Below are 14201 nucleotides of genomic sequence, written 5' to 3'. Positions count from 1 at the left end.
AGCCGTCGTGATGATATTTATCAATGATTAAATTGAAAAAGCACTAAGCGAGTACTTAATGCTTTCTTAGATAAATGATGAACAGAAGGTATCAGGCTTGTTCTCCTCACACCTTACACCTCCCGTCTTCACGATTAAGCTAATCCACCTTTTGGCGGGCGATTTCTATTTCATCACTGTATTGGCGCAGCAATTCGGCTTTGCTTTTCATCATGATATCACCGCCCTTGCCCACTGACATGTGCTCAGGATTATCCACATGCAGCGCTTGCCACATTAACACCGCCTGCAAGCTGCTTTCCTTTTGTTCGGCGGTTAAGACAATGCCATCGGGCCATTTGCCGATCTCGACCGCGGTTTTTAAACGCTGAAACACCTCTTCCGGCATATTGGCGATCACTTGCTCAAAAGATGACATGCATTGCTCCTATTACTGGGGTACATACAAGGTGAATAAAAAGTACCAATAAAAAAGGGCAGCCTAAGCCGCCCTTTACTCACTCGGCATTAAATACCGCTGTGCGCATCAATCAAGTTAGCGCGGCAAGTCCATTAGCACGATACCCGCCATTTTTTGCATAACGCGGACTACCTGACAGCTGTAACCAAATTCGTTGTCATACCAAACATACAACACGGCGCGGTCGTCTTCGGCAATGGTCGCCAAAGAGTCGACGATGCCAGCGAAGCGCGAGCCCACCATGTCGGTGGACACTAATTCGCTGCTGGTGCTGAAATCAATTTGCTGATGCAAAGGTGAGTCCAGTGACATGGCTAATAAGTACTCGTTAAGCTCGACCGCGTTAGTGGGCTTATTCAAGTTCAGGTTGATCACCGCCATCGATACGTTTGGCGTGGGTACGCGAATGGCGTTACCGGTCAACTTGCCTTTTAGCTCAGGCAAGGCCTTGGCCACAGCCGAAGCGGCACCCGTGCTGGTTAATACCATGTTTAATGCCGCACTGCGGCCACGACGATCACCCTTGTGGAAGTTATCAATCAGGTTTTGGTCGTTGGTATAGGAGTGTACGGTTTCAACGTGGCCGTTTTTGATGCCGTACTTATCGCTTACCGCTTTCAATACCGGCGTGATGGCGTTAGTGGTACAAGAAGCCGCCGACACTATGCTGTCGGTCGGCAATATCATGTTGTCGTTCACGCCAAACACGATATTTTTAATGTCGCCCTTGCCCGGAGCGGTCAGCAATACACGCGCCGCGCCCTTGGCTTTAAGATGCTGGCCTAGGCCTTCTTCATCGCGCCAAATACCTGTGTTATCGACGATTAAGGCGTCATTAATACCGTATTGGGTGTAATCGATTTCTGCTGGGCCATTGGCGTAAATCACCTGAATGTAGGTGCCGTTGGCGATAATGGCATGCTTTTCCATGTCCACTTCAATGGAGCCGTTAAAAGGACCGTGTACCGAGTCGCGACGCAATAAGCTGGCGCGCTTTTCCAGATCGTCTGCCGAGCCGCGTACCACAATCGCGCGTAAACGCAGACCGTGGTTACCGCCAGAGCGCTCAATCAATAACCGCGCCACCAAGCGACCAATACGACCAAAACCATACAGCACCACATCGGTGGACTGGTTGGCGTGTGCCTGATTAAGAGCGGGCGCCAGCTGCTGTTGCAAAAACGCCGCTAAGCCTGACTCATCGTTATGAGTCTGCCAGTAGCTAACGGCCAATTTGCCTAAGTCGATGCTGGCAGGTGCTAAGTCCAACTCGCCCAAGGCTTTTAAAATAGGGTAGCTTTGGCTGACCAGCAGGGCTTCGCCTTCATGGCGACTCACCACACGGTGCGCCTTGATGATCTCAATGGTTGACGCATTGAGCAAGGGGCGCGCATGCACGCTAATTTCTACGCCCTGATCACGGTACAATTTGCCGATCAGGGGCTGCATAGATTCCGCCAACTCTTGGCTTTGCTGCCAAGCAGACAGGTAACTCTCGTGGGTCATTGACCGAGTCCTTTTATCAGGTAACTTGCATTAGGTAATTATCATGGATGAGGTGGTCATCATGAGGTAATTGCCATGAGGATTGATGTAGCAGACAAAGTCCGCCCGTCAGCTCTATTTAAGTGCGACCATTTTAGTAGATAGGGGGTATGATTACCAGACTAAGCACAGCTGGGCGCATACTCACATGAAGAAAAAACAGATGTTCTTGCTGCTGGCAACCCCCTTGTTTTTAGCAGCTTGTGACCGAGATCGCATTCCCAATATTTGTGAAGGCACACCACAATTTTGTGTTGATTTGCACTCCGACGGTTGGTGTAAGTTCGAACGTACCGCCCTTATTCGTGCTCGTAAACAGCAGGCCACCCTCATCAGTGATGCCAATGACTATGACTTATTGCTTAAAGTCAGCGCTTATCACGACTGTTTAGACCCGCTACTTGCCATCGAGTATACCCGCCGTAAAGAACGTAAAACCGACAAAGTAGATGCGGTTTATCATGCCAAAGAAACCATGAATCAACTGGCCGCCGACACTAAAGACTCGGATTATCCGCCATTGTTGCTGTGGCATTGGCAGCATGAAGGCAGCCAACAGGCCAAGGCGCGCTTTATTAAATTAGCCGACCGCCCCGAGATGCAAGTACCTGACTTACAAAATTCGCTGGCCGAATTGCTGATGCTGCGCGATCACGCTCGCGCCGCGCATGCCTTGCACACAGCGCTGAGTCTTTATAACAAAAGTGATGTCATTAATAGTGATATTATTGCGAACTTACTGACGCTTGCGGTTCGCCAAAAGCGCTATCAAGACGCTTGGGTGTGGACACGGGTCTTGAGTAACTTGGACTATGAGCAAAACATAGACGAGGGTCGCATGGAGACCTATGCACGCTTTAGTGACGGCGAGCAGCAACAAATGCAGCAACGCGTCGAGGATATTTTAGAACAGCTCAAACAAGGTACGTATCGCGCACCCAGCCCCATATAATGCTGGCGCTTTAATTAAATAACGCAGCATAAATAACTCAACATAAACAACAAAACATAGGCAATAAATAAGCAGTAATAAGAGCCGCAGCTAGGCTCAGCTTATAACGCGATTGACGCTGACGGTTATTTTTGTCAGCGTAGCCCCTACATTATCTCTCCATAGCACAGAGTAACAAAATGACAATTAAGCTAGCTATTAATGGTTTTGGTCGTATCGGTCGCCTGATGTTTCGCGCGGCTTGTGAGCGTACAGATATGGAAGTCGTCGCCATCAACGACTTGCAAGACTTAGAGTACATGGCCTACATGCTGAAATACGACTCCACTCACGGGCGTTTTCAAGGCGATGTGCAAATTGAAGGTGACAGATTAATCGTTAATGGCAAACCTGTACGCGTTACAGCCGAGCGCAACCCTGCCGATTTAAACTGGGGCGAGTTAGATGTCGACGTAGTCGCCGAGGCCACCGGCATCTTTATGACGGATGAAAAGGCCCGCGCGCACATTCACGCCGGTGCCAAAAAAGTGGTGCTCACGGGTCCGTCAAAAGATGACACCCCTATGTTCGTGATGGGGGTGAACCAAGAAAAATACGCAGGCCAAGATATCGTCTCCAATGCTTCTTGCACCACTAACTGTTTGGCACCGCTGGCGAAAGTTGTCAACGATAACTTTGGCATAGTCGAAGGCTTGATGACCACAGTGCACGCCATGACAGCCACCCAAAATACCGTCGATGGTCCGTCTAAAAAAGACTGGCGCGGTGGCCGTGGTGCCAGCCAGAATATTATCCCCTCCTCCACCGGTGCCGCTAAGGCCGTGGGTAAGGTGATCCCTGAGCTGAACGGCAAGCTAACCGGCATGTCATTTCGCGTGCCCACGCCAAACGTGTCCGTGGTAGATCTCACGGTGCGCATCGAAAAATCGGCCAGTTATGCACAGATTTGTGACGTTATTAAGGCCGCCGCAGCCGGTAGTCTCAAGGGTATAATGGCCTATACAGAAGATGCCGTGGTCTCTACTGACTTTATGAGCGACACCCACACCTGTGTGTTTGATGCCGGCGCCGGTATCGCACTGAACGACAATTTTGTAAAATTGGTCGCCTGGTATGACAACGAAATGGGCTATTCCCACAAGACCTTGGACTTAATTTCATATATTTCAAAATAAGTCTAAGTGAGTTATTAATAGCACTAAAGTATCTGGCCTCCGTTTAACAAATAACGGGGGCTTTTTTGGGCCTGCTGTTTATCCATTATCAACCCCGTAAGCTTATGCTTACCTCGAATTCTACTTAGAGCTAGACGCTCAGAGCCTGTCTCTTAGTCACATCTTTTTGTTGTTTTTAATGGTGATATCAGGCGGAGCGCACCGCTCCTCCGACACGCCGTAAACCCATCCCTGGGGGCTCAACTGCGCCATCCTTGGCGCAGATGGTCGGCTGAGCTGGCGCCCTCTGCCTTCCCGTCGGCACCAGAGTGGGTGGTCGGCATTATTAATAGGCGACCTATCATCGGAAGAGGCCGTGGGCATTGTCGGAGTCAACCGTCAAATGCCATGGTCAACAAAGGCTCCTGCAATGTTGACACTCGCGCCGTCCATGGCGCTCAACGGCATTTTCCGAGCGCGTATGGGGCGAGCTTGCCTCGCCGTGACGAATCATTTCAGCCTAGCCGAACATCCAGTGAATGTTCGCAGTAGGCTGAAATGATGAGTGTCATTAACCTTTAGCACGTTGACGGAGGCAAGCCTACCGTCTCTTCATGCCTTACATACTTGTGACTAAGAGACAGGCTCAGAGCTCGGCGCTATTCCTTAGGTCCAAACTTGTCCGATTGACGCCTTAACCGCTAGTCACTGCCCAGACTTGGGGCTATGCTGCGCCAAAAGTGATTCTATAAACCATAATCAAGGGCTCATTATGAAGAAAACTCTGCTTAGCGCGACTTTGGGCTTAACCCTGACAGCTGGCGCTGCGGTGGCCGGCTCTAATTTTTCCTATGACCAACCTTGGGTGTCGGTGGCACAAGCGCTGCAAATGGACGATGACCATGATATTCGCCTCACCGGCTACGTGGTCGAGCAAATCGGTAAAGAAAAATACCTGTTTGAAGATGGCACCGGCACCATAGTGGTGGAAATTGATGAAGATAAATGGCGTAACATGCGCGCCTCTTCGCGGACCAAATTAACCATTTGGGGACAATTGGAAGAAGAAGATAACGGCAATGAGCTTGAAGTAGAGCACCTAGAGCTGGCTCGTTAACCCGTTATCAGCCGCCCACATCCTTGACCAAGATCAAATCACCTTAAGATGCGGGCGGCATAACCTCGATATTGAGCACTTGGCATAGTAAAATGCCGGATTCGGCCGTCTTCCAAGACCGCCTGCTGACTTGATATCAGAGATAAATTTAATGTCTAACGCCCTACCTACTTCCGTTACTGTTCCTTTCGTTCCCGAGTTGCTTTCTCCTGCTGGCACCTTAAAAAATATGCGTTATGCCTTCGCCTACGGTGCCGATGCCGTGTATGCAGGCCAGCCTCGTTATTCATTGCGAGTGCGCAATAACGAGTTTAATCACGAAAATCTAAAAATTGGCATAGATGAAGCCCATGCTTTAGGCAAAAAGTTCTATGTCGTCGTGAACATTCAGCCCCATAACGCCAAGCTAAAAACCTTTATTCGCGATATGCAGCCGGTAATCGACATGGGACCCGATGCCTTAATTATGTCGGATCCGGGTTTGATCATGTTGGTACGCCAGCACTTCCCCGAGGTGACCATTCACCTGTCGGTGCAAGCCAATGCCGTGAACTGGGCGTCGGTAAAATTTTGGCAAGACTACGGCATAGAGCGCGTTATTTTATCGCGGGAATTATCGCTGGAAGAAATTGAAGAAATTCACGCCCAGTGCCCGAAAGTAGAGCTGGAAGTGTTTGTACACGGCGCGCTGTGCATGGCGTATTCGGGCCGCTGTTTATTGTCCGGCTACATCAATAAGCGCGACCCCAATCAGGGCACTTGTACCAATGCCTGTCGTTGGGAATACAAGGTCCATGACGCCAAAGAAGACGACGCCGGCCAAATTGTGCACCGCCAAGAACCGATTGTGGTGCAAAAAATCAATCCTGCCGAAGAAGCCTTGTCTCAACGCCCAGCTCCCACGCTAGGTGCGGGTGCGCCTTACGAGCATCCGGTGCTATTAGAGGAAAGTAACAGACCCGGCGAATACATGGCCGCTTATGAAGACGAGCATGGCACCTACATCATGAACTCCAAAGACTTGCGCGCCGTGCAGTATGTGGAGCGCTTAACCCAGATGGGCGTGCACTCCTTAAAAATTGAGGGCCGTACTAAGTCCTTTTATTACGTAGCACGTACCGCTCAGGTGTATCGCAAGGCCATCGACGATGCAGTAGCTGGCAAGCCCTTTGATGTGAGCTTGATGAGCACCTTGGAAAACCTCGCTCATCGCGGTTACACCGAAGGCTTTCTTAAGCGTCACGCCCACAGCGATTATCAGAACTATGAGACCGGCCACTCGGTGTCGACTCAACAGCAATTTGTGGGTGACGTAACGCGGCGCGACGGCGACTGGGTAGAAGTGGAAGTGAAGAATAAATTCAGCGTCGGCGACCAGTTAGAGCTAATGACGCCGGCCGGCAATATTAGCTTCACTCTAGAGCAGATTAAAAACCGCAAGAATGAGTTGGTAGACGTAGCGCCCGGCAGCGGCCATGTGGTGTTTATTCCACTGGCTCAAGATATAGATGCCGATTTTGCGATTTTATTGCGTCATCTATAAGGGCTGTGAAGTATGAAGAATAACGCCAAGCTAAGCAGAGAAGCCTGATTTTCCACCTCACGCCTCACCATTTACGCCTCACTATATTCTCTAAATAAAAAAGCCGAGACACTGTCTCGGCTTTTTGTTGGCTATTTTGATGAGGCTGGCTAATTACTCAGCTCGTTTCTCATCATGATTAGCAGGTGCTGCTTCATCTGCTGGTGCTGGTGCTGGTGCTGGTGCTGCAGTTTGAGTTTGCACGGGCGTTGCTGTTTCAGCAAGGCGCTCGGCTGCGGCTTCAGCAGGCGCTGCGGTGTCTACCACTGCGGTGGCATCTGCGGCAGTGACTTCGGTAACGTTTGCTTCGACCATAACAGCTTCGGCAACAGCTGCTTCGCTTGGCTCTTTCGCTTCTTTAATGGATAAGCGAATACGGCCTTGGCGGTCTACTTCCAATACCTTAACGGCAACCGTTTCACCTACGGTCAAATGGTCCGAGACGTTTTTCACGCGCTCTTCGGTGATCTGTGAGATATGCACTAAGCCGTCTTTGCCTGGCAAAATATTCACGAAGGCACCAAAGTCAGCTAAACGTACTACCTGCCCCTGATAAATAGTGCCCGGCTCCACTTCGGCGGTCAGCTGCTGAATGCGGCTAATGGCCAGTTTGGCTGCCTCGCCATCCACGGCGGCAATTTTCACTGTGCCGTTATCGTCAAGCTCAATAGTAGTACCGGTTTCTTCGGTCAGCGCACGGATAGTGGCGCCGCCTTTACCGATCACATCGCGGATCTTCTCTGGATTGATCTTGATGATGTGAATACGCGGGGCAAAGTCAGAAATCTCTTCGCGCGGCGCTTGCATGGCTTGGTCCATCACTTTCAGGATGTGCAAACGGGCGTTGCGAGCCTGCTTAAGTGCCGCGGCCATGATCTCTTTAGTAATGCCTTCGATTTTGATGTCCATTTGCAGTGCGGTAATACCTTGGGTAGTACCGGCCACTTTAAAGTCCATGTCGCCCAAGTGATCTTCATCACCCAAGATATCTGACAGCACTACGTAGTTTTCATCTTCTTTAACTAAGCCCATGGCAATACCGGCTACAGACGCTTTGATGGGCACGCCGGCGTCCATCAGTGCCAATGAAGTACCGCACACCGAGGCCATGGAAGAAGAGCCATTCGATTCGGTAATTTCTGACACGACGCGTACCGTGTATGGGAACACATCCACGCTTGGCATAACTGCGGCTACGCCACGCTTGGCCAAACGACCGTGGCCGATTTCACGACGCTTAGGGCTACCCACCATGCCGGTTTCGCCGACGCAAAAGGGAGGGAAGTTATAATGCAGCATAAAGTTGTCGGTACGAGTACCCGTCAGCTCATCAATTAACTGTGCATCACGTTGGGTGCCAAGCGTCGCAACCACTAAGGCTTGAGTTTCACCACGGGTGAACAAGGCAGAGCCATGAGTGCGCGGCAATAAGCCAGTGGCTACATCCAGCGCACGTATCATGTCCGGTTCGCGACCATCGATACGGGGCTCACCGCGCACGATACGACCACGTACTATGTGCTTCTCAAGGGCAGAAAATTGCTCAGCGACTTCTTTGCTGTTTTGCTCAGGGTTGCTGGCTAATACTGCGGCTAATACTTTAGCTTTGATGATGCTCAGGGCAGCGCGGCGAGCGGTTTTATCGGTAATACGATAGGCTTCGCCAACTTGTTCCGTTGCCAGTTCGGCCACTTGCGCTTTTAGGCTTACGTTTTCGGCTTTTGGCTGCCAATTCCAAGGCTGAGTGCCCACTTCGGCGGCAAATTCTTTAATCGCAGTGACGGCAGCGTTCAGTTGCTCATGGCCATAAACCACGGCACCCAACATGACGTCTTCTGGCAAGATGTTGGCTTCAGACTCAACCATTAATACCGCATTGGCGGTACCGGCCACTACTAAATCCAGCTCACTGTTAGCCAGCTCAGTCACGGTTGGGTTTAATACGTACTCGCCATTGATGTAACCCACACGAGCCGCACCAATAGGACCAGCAAACGGCAGTCCAGAGATGGCTAAGGCCGCAGACGTACCCAGCAGCGCAATAATGTCCGGTGAAATTTCAGGATTTACAGACACCACTGTGGCAATCACCTGCACTTCATTTTTAAAGCCGGCGGGGAATAACGGACGGATTGGGCGGTCAATCAAACGTGAGGTCAGCGTTTCGCCTTCTGATGGGCGGCCTTCTCGTTTAAAAAAGCTGCCAGGAATACGGCCTGCTGCATAGGTGCGCTCTTGATAGTTAACGGTCAGCGGGAAAAAGTCTTTGCTTTCATCCGCATCACGTTTGCCCACCACTGTGACGAGCACGGCGGTATCATCGATGCTGGCCATAACGGCACCACTTGCCTGACGAGCCATGACGCCCGTTTCTAGGGTGACGGTATGTTGGCCATACTGGAAGGTTTTTACGATAGGATTCACGTTTTAGATTCCTTAATATATGTTTTTAGTCTTTTAATATACCGCCACAGTATACGTGATTATGGGCTAAAGCACAGCGAATGCGGGTTGTGAGCAAGGCGTCGGGAGCTAGCCTGCTCTTAGGTTCGATGCTTTTTTACTCACTTACCCCTCACGCCTCACGCTTTACCCTTGACGGTGAAAATCAGGCAACAAAAAAGGGGCCTAAGCCCCTTTTTATTAAACTGAGTGTGTCGATTAACGACGCAGACCCAATTTAGCGATCAGTGCAGTGTAACGCGCTACGTCTTTACGCTTCAGGTAGTCTAGCAAGCTACGACGCTGAGATACCATGCGCAACAGACCACGACGGCTGTGATGATCGTGGATGTGCTGTTTGAAGTGACCTTGCAGGTGGTTGATTTGCGCGCTCAACAAAGCAACTTGCACTTCAGGTGAACCGGTATCGCCTTCGCCACGGGCGTTGTCAGCAACGATTTGCGCTTTAATTTCTGCATTTAGTGACATCTTGTGTACTCCAAAAAAATGAATGTGTTCTCCAGCCGATCACTAATTCAGCTGGAAAGTAAGCTGCGCATTCTACCAGTAAAGTACGGCTGCGCAAGTCCAAAATTAGCTTGCTAATAAATGAGTGGTTATAGTTTAGCGAGTGAGGCGATATGAGTAAGGCGTGAGGAGTTGGCCCTAACACCTCACTCTTCACCTCTTACGCCTCACGATCACCCAATTAACGTACTAACCGCTTAGGTGCCACTTTACCGTCGTCGTCAATCTCGCCAACACCGATAAAAAGGCGTTGCTCGCCCACTGTCATGCGCACTTGACCACTGCTTGGTGCACCGGACACCTGCACCGCTTGGCCTTGGTTAATGTAACCGGCCACCAGCTCAGACATGTTGACTTCCGGAAGACCGGCCACGGCCGTGTCCATGGGTAGCAACAGCGGATCCAACTCCAAGCGCGGTAATGTCTCTTGCGCGCGGCAGTCTTCGAGTATAGTGGCCAATTGTTCTAGGGTAACCATGCGCTCGCTCGGATAGCCAGCCACCGCCAAGCGACGCAATACCGCTACGTGCGCTCCACAACCGAGCATTTCACCTAAGTCATCGACTATGGTGCGAATATAGGTGCCCTTGCTGCAGTGAATTTCTAACTCCAGCTCATCACCTTCAAAACGTACCAGTATCAACTCGAATACGGTAATGGGGCGTGACTCTCTTGGCACCTCTATGCCTTCCCGTGCGTAATGATATAAGGGTTTACCCTGATACTTTAGCGCCGAATACATGGATGGAATTTGCTGCGTGGTGCCGCGAAAACTGTCCAAGGCGACCGCCAAGGCGTCGTCTGTCACATTAACCGAGCGCGTCTCTACCACTTCGCCATCCGCATCGCTGGTATCGGTACGCAGACCAAGTTTTGCCACCACACGATAGCGCTTATCGGCTTCCAGCAGAAACTGAGAAAACTTAGTGGCTTCGCCCAAGCAAATGGGCAGCATACCTGTGGCCAAGGGATCCAGCGCCCCTGTGTGTCCGGCTTTCGCCGCGGCATAAATACGCTTCACTTGTTGCAATGCATCGTTAGAAGTAATGCCTGCTGGCTTGTCTAGCAGCAGTATGCCGTCTACTGCACGGCCACGAAATTGACGCTGACGCCCCATGATTAATCCTTCTTTTCTGCTGCTTGATCTTGGTCTTGATCGTCGTTTTGATCAGCATCGGCCGCAGGCTGGTCGCTACCGAATTCTTGGCTACGACGCTCATCTTCGGCAATGGTGCTCGAGACTAAGGTAGAAATACGCATGCCTTCAACCAAGCTTTGATCATAAGTAAAACGCAAATCAGGGGTGATACGCAGGCGCATGGCCTTGCCCACTTGACTGCGAATAAATCCGCTAGCGTCTTTTAATACTCTCATGCCTTGAACTATGTTCTCAGGATCATTATCCAAAAACGTCACAAACACCTTGGCTGAGCTTAAGTCTTTCGACAGCTCAACACCGGAGACGGTGATCAGTCTTAAGCGGTCGTCTTTAATTTCGCGTTGTAAGATCAGTGCGATTTCGCGCTGTAATTCTTGGCCCACTCGACGTGAACGGCTAAATTCTCTGGCCATGATGTGCTCATCCCATTAAAAAAGGAGCCTTTAGGCCCCTTTATATTGATTAAGTTAACTGTAGAGTAGCCCTCAGCCCGAGGCAAAGGGCTCACTCTTGCGACCTTTAATACTGCAGGCCGGCGTGCCTTTACAGGGTACGCTGTACTTCTACGATTTGGAAAACTTCAATCTGGTCGCCAGGACGAACGTCATTGTAGTTCTTCACCGCGATACCACATTCCATGCCATTACGCACTTCTTGCACATCGTCTTTAAAGCGGCGCAGAGATTCCAGCTCGCCTTCGTAAATCACTACGTTATCACGCAATACTCGGATTGGATTATTACGCTTAACGTTACCTTCGGTCACCATACAACCGGCTACCGCACCAAACTTAGGCGAACGGAACACATCACGTACTTCAGCCAGACCGATGATTTCTTGCTTAAACTCAGGAGCCAACATGCCAGTCATGGCCTGCTTAACTTCGTCGATCAGCTCATAAATCACGCTGTAGTAACGCAAGTCGATGTTTTCGGCTTCAATCATCTTACGCGCAGAGGCATCGGCACGTACGTTAAAACCTAAGATAATGGCGTTAGAAGCGGCGGCTAAGCTGGCGTCAGTTTCAGTAATACCACCTACACCAGAACCGATAATCTTCACTTTCACTTCGTCCGTAGACAGCTGCTGAAGTGAGTCGGCAATGGCTTGGATAGAACCTTGTACGTCTGCTTTCAGTACCAAGTTCACTTCTGCCACTTCGCCATCTTCCATGTTAGCAAACATGTTTTCGAGCTTAGCGGTATGCTGGCGAGCCAGCTTCACATCACGGAACTTGCCTTGACGATAGAGTGCCACTTCACGGGCTTTCTTCTCGTCACGCACTACTGTAGCTTCATCACCGGCTGCTGGCACACCAGACAGACCTAAGATTTCCACCGGCATAGACGGACCAGCTGACTTAATGTCACGACCTAATTCATCGCGCATGGCACGAACACGGCCATACTCGAGTCCGCACAATACGATATCGCCTTGGTTCAGCGTACCTTCTTGTACTAGTACGGTCGCAACAGGACCACGACCTTTATCAAGACGTGATTCGATGACCACACCGGATGCCATGCCATCGATAACGGCATTCAATTCCAATACTTCAGACTGCAGCAAGATGGCTTCTAACAAGTCATCAATACCTTCACCGGTTTTAGCTGAGATATAGGTAAAGATGTTTTCGCCACCCCAGTCTTCTGACATCACGCCATGCTGAGACAATTCGCTGCGCACACGATCGAGATCCGCGTCCGGCTTATCCATCTTGTTAACAGCCACAATCAAAGGTACACCGGCCGCTTTCGCGTGCTGAATAGCTTCAACTGTCTGTGGCATAACACCATCGTCTGCGGCGACGACTAACACGACGATATCGGTGGCGCTGGCACCACGAGCACGCATTGACGTAAACGCCGCGTGGCCTGGGGTATCCAAGAAGGTGATAGAACCATTCTCAGTTTCTACGTGGTAAGCACCAATGTGCTGGGTAATACCACCCGCTTCACCCGAGGCCACTTTGGCGCGACGGATGTAGTCAAGCGTTGAGGTCTTACCGTGGTCAACGTGACCCATGATAGTCACTACGGGTGCGCGAGTTTCACGTGCTGCATCGGTATCACGATCTTGCAATACGCGTTCTTCTAATTCATTTTCGCGGCGTAAGGTCACCTTGTGGCCCATTTCTTCTGCCACTAATTGCGCAGTTTCTTGGTCGATCACTTGGTTAATGGTGGCCATGGCGCCCATCTTCATCATCACCTTGATGACGGCGACGCCTTTAACGGCCATCTTGTTTGCCAGCTCAGCCACGGTAATGGTTTCGCCAATTTCCACGTCACGATTCACGGCTTGCGCCGGTTTTTGGAAGTCGTGCTTCATGGAGTTAGGCATCATCACCTTGGCGCGCTTGCCTTTACGCAGACGCTCGTTACGGTTTTCACGCTCAAGACGGTCTTCTTTCGATTTACCGCCACTGCGCTTCTTGCCACCCGTGCTACGACGGGCTTTATTTTCTTCAGACTTATCCGCTTCGTCTTCTGCGGCCTTGGCAGATGCGTTGGTCATCACATGGTAGTCTGCGTCTTCTGGCTTCTTGGCAGCGGCAGCTTCTTCAGCCCAACGCTTTTCGTTTACTTCAGCCAGCTTACGTACTTCTTCTGCTTTTTGTTGTGCATCCAGCTCGGCCTTGCGTAAGATTTCTTGCTCACGCTGCTGCTTCAACTTTTCTGCTTCGCTCTTGGCCATATCGTCCACCTTTTTCGGCTCTTTGCTTTGGGGTTTTACTTTCCCCTGCTCTTTGGTGTTCTGAGCTTGCGGCTGAGCCTGGCGGGCTTTATCTTCCGCGTCACGCTTGGCTTTCTCTTGCGCTTCGCGTTTGGCCGTAGCTTCTGCATCACGTTTAGCTTGCTCTTCTGCTTGCTGTTGAGCCTGCGCTTCTGTTTCCAGACGCGCCTGCTCTTCGGTTTCTTGCTGACGCTGTAGCTCTTCAGCCGTGTCGCGTCTTACGTAAGTACGCTTCTTGCGTACTTCAACCTGCACTTCTTTACTCTTACCACCGACCACGGGCACGTTTAAAGTGCTCATGGTTTTACGCTGTAACGTCATGCGCTTCGGCTCATCGGCCGCGCCGCCATGCTGTTTCTTTAAAAACGTCAGTAAATCGGCTTTTTCGGTTTCCGAAACGGAATCACCGATCTTTTTTTCCATACCGGCTTCGCTAAACTGCTGCACAAGACGGTCTACTGATGTGTCTATGTCGCTGGCGAGCTGCGATAATGTAACTTCTGCCATTAATTAACCTCCGCTAATC

General features: G+C 50.7%; 11 protein-coding genes. 4 read left to right on the top strand and 7 right to left on the bottom strand.

What is annotated here, in order from left to right:
* Positions 1 to 139: 139 nt before the first annotated feature.
* Together ACEN2G_RS01830 and ACEN2G_RS01825 are read right to left on the bottom strand one after the other, a co-directional pair.
* Positions 140 to 418 (bottom strand): YeaC family protein, encoded by a 279-nt coding sequence (locus ACEN2G_RS01830; protein ID WP_442019758.1) that lies wholly within the window; start codon positions 416 to 418, stop codon positions 140 to 142.
* A gap of 117 nt (positions 419 to 535) precedes the next feature.
* The gene (locus ACEN2G_RS01825) at positions 536 to 1966 is read right to left on the bottom strand and encodes a glyceraldehyde-3-phosphate dehydrogenase (protein ID WP_442019757.1); all 1431 of its coding nucleotides are present in this window, start codon (positions 1964 to 1966) and stop codon (positions 536 to 538) included.
* 187 nt (positions 1967 to 2153) lie between these two features.
* On the opposite strand from ACEN2G_RS01825, the gene ACEN2G_RS01820 reads away from it, so the two are divergent.
* From ACEN2G_RS01820 to trhP, 4 genes are all read left to right on the top strand, one after another.
* Positions 2154 to 2957, top strand: coding sequence for a DUF2989 domain-containing protein (locus tag ACEN2G_RS01820; protein ID WP_442019756.1), 804 nt, complete (start codon positions 2154 to 2156; stop codon positions 2955 to 2957).
* A gap of 179 nt (positions 2958 to 3136) precedes the next feature.
* A complete protein-coding gene (gene gap, locus ACEN2G_RS01815) occupies positions 3137 to 4132 on the top strand; it encodes a type I glyceraldehyde-3-phosphate dehydrogenase (protein WP_442019755.1) in 996 nt (331 codons plus the stop codon).
* A 751-nt stretch (positions 4133 to 4883) separates the two neighbouring features.
* Positions 4884 to 5228: a YgiW/YdeI family stress tolerance OB fold protein gene (locus ACEN2G_RS01810; protein ID WP_442019754.1), complete on the top strand. Its 345-nt coding sequence runs from the start codon at positions 4884 to 4886 to the stop codon at positions 5226 to 5228.
* Between the two features lie 151 nt (positions 5229 to 5379).
* Positions 5380 to 6771, top strand: coding sequence for a prephenate-dependent tRNA uridine(34) hydroxylase TrhP (trhP, locus tag ACEN2G_RS01805; protein ID WP_442019753.1), 1392 nt, complete (start codon positions 5380 to 5382; stop codon positions 6769 to 6771).
* Positions 6772 to 6924: 153 nt separating this feature from the next.
* Here the strand turns inward: trhP and pnp are convergent, their stop codons facing one another.
* From pnp to infB, 5 genes are all read right to left on the bottom strand, one after another.
* The gene (gene pnp, locus ACEN2G_RS01800) at positions 6925 to 9234 is read right to left on the bottom strand and encodes a polyribonucleotide nucleotidyltransferase (protein ID WP_442019752.1); all 2310 of its coding nucleotides are present in this window, start codon (positions 9232 to 9234) and stop codon (positions 6925 to 6927) included.
* Positions 9235 to 9471: 237 nt separating this feature from the next.
* Positions 9472 to 9741: a 30S ribosomal protein S15 gene (rpsO, locus tag ACEN2G_RS01795; protein ID WP_442019751.1), complete on the bottom strand. Its 270-nt coding sequence runs from the start codon at positions 9739 to 9741 to the stop codon at positions 9472 to 9474.
* Positions 9742 to 9961: 220 nt separating this feature from the next.
* Positions 9962 to 10897 carry a tRNA pseudouridine(55) synthase TruB gene (gene truB, locus ACEN2G_RS01790; protein WP_442019750.1) on the bottom strand — a complete coding sequence of 312 codons (936 nt, stop codon included), beginning with the start codon at positions 10895 to 10897 and terminating at the stop codon, positions 9962 to 9964.
* 2 nt (positions 10898 to 10899) lie between these two features.
* A complete protein-coding gene (gene rbfA, locus ACEN2G_RS01785; protein WP_442019749.1) occupies positions 10900 to 11352 on the bottom strand; it encodes a 30S ribosome-binding factor RbfA in 453 nt (150 codons plus the stop codon).
* 130 nt (positions 11353 to 11482) lie between these two features.
* The gene (infB, locus tag ACEN2G_RS01780) at positions 11483 to 14182 is read right to left on the bottom strand and encodes a translation initiation factor IF-2 (RefSeq protein WP_442019748.1); all 2700 of its coding nucleotides are present in this window, start codon (positions 14180 to 14182) and stop codon (positions 11483 to 11485) included.
* Positions 14183 to 14201 lie beyond the last annotated feature (19 nt).

The organism is Oceanisphaera sp. W20_SRM_FM3 (assembly GCF_052119705.1).
Lineage (GTDB): Bacteria > Pseudomonadota > Gammaproteobacteria > Enterobacterales > Aeromonadaceae > Oceanimonas.
The sequence above is the reverse complement of the archived record's forward strand: the minus strand, read 5'-3'. Positions and strand labels throughout refer to the sequence as shown.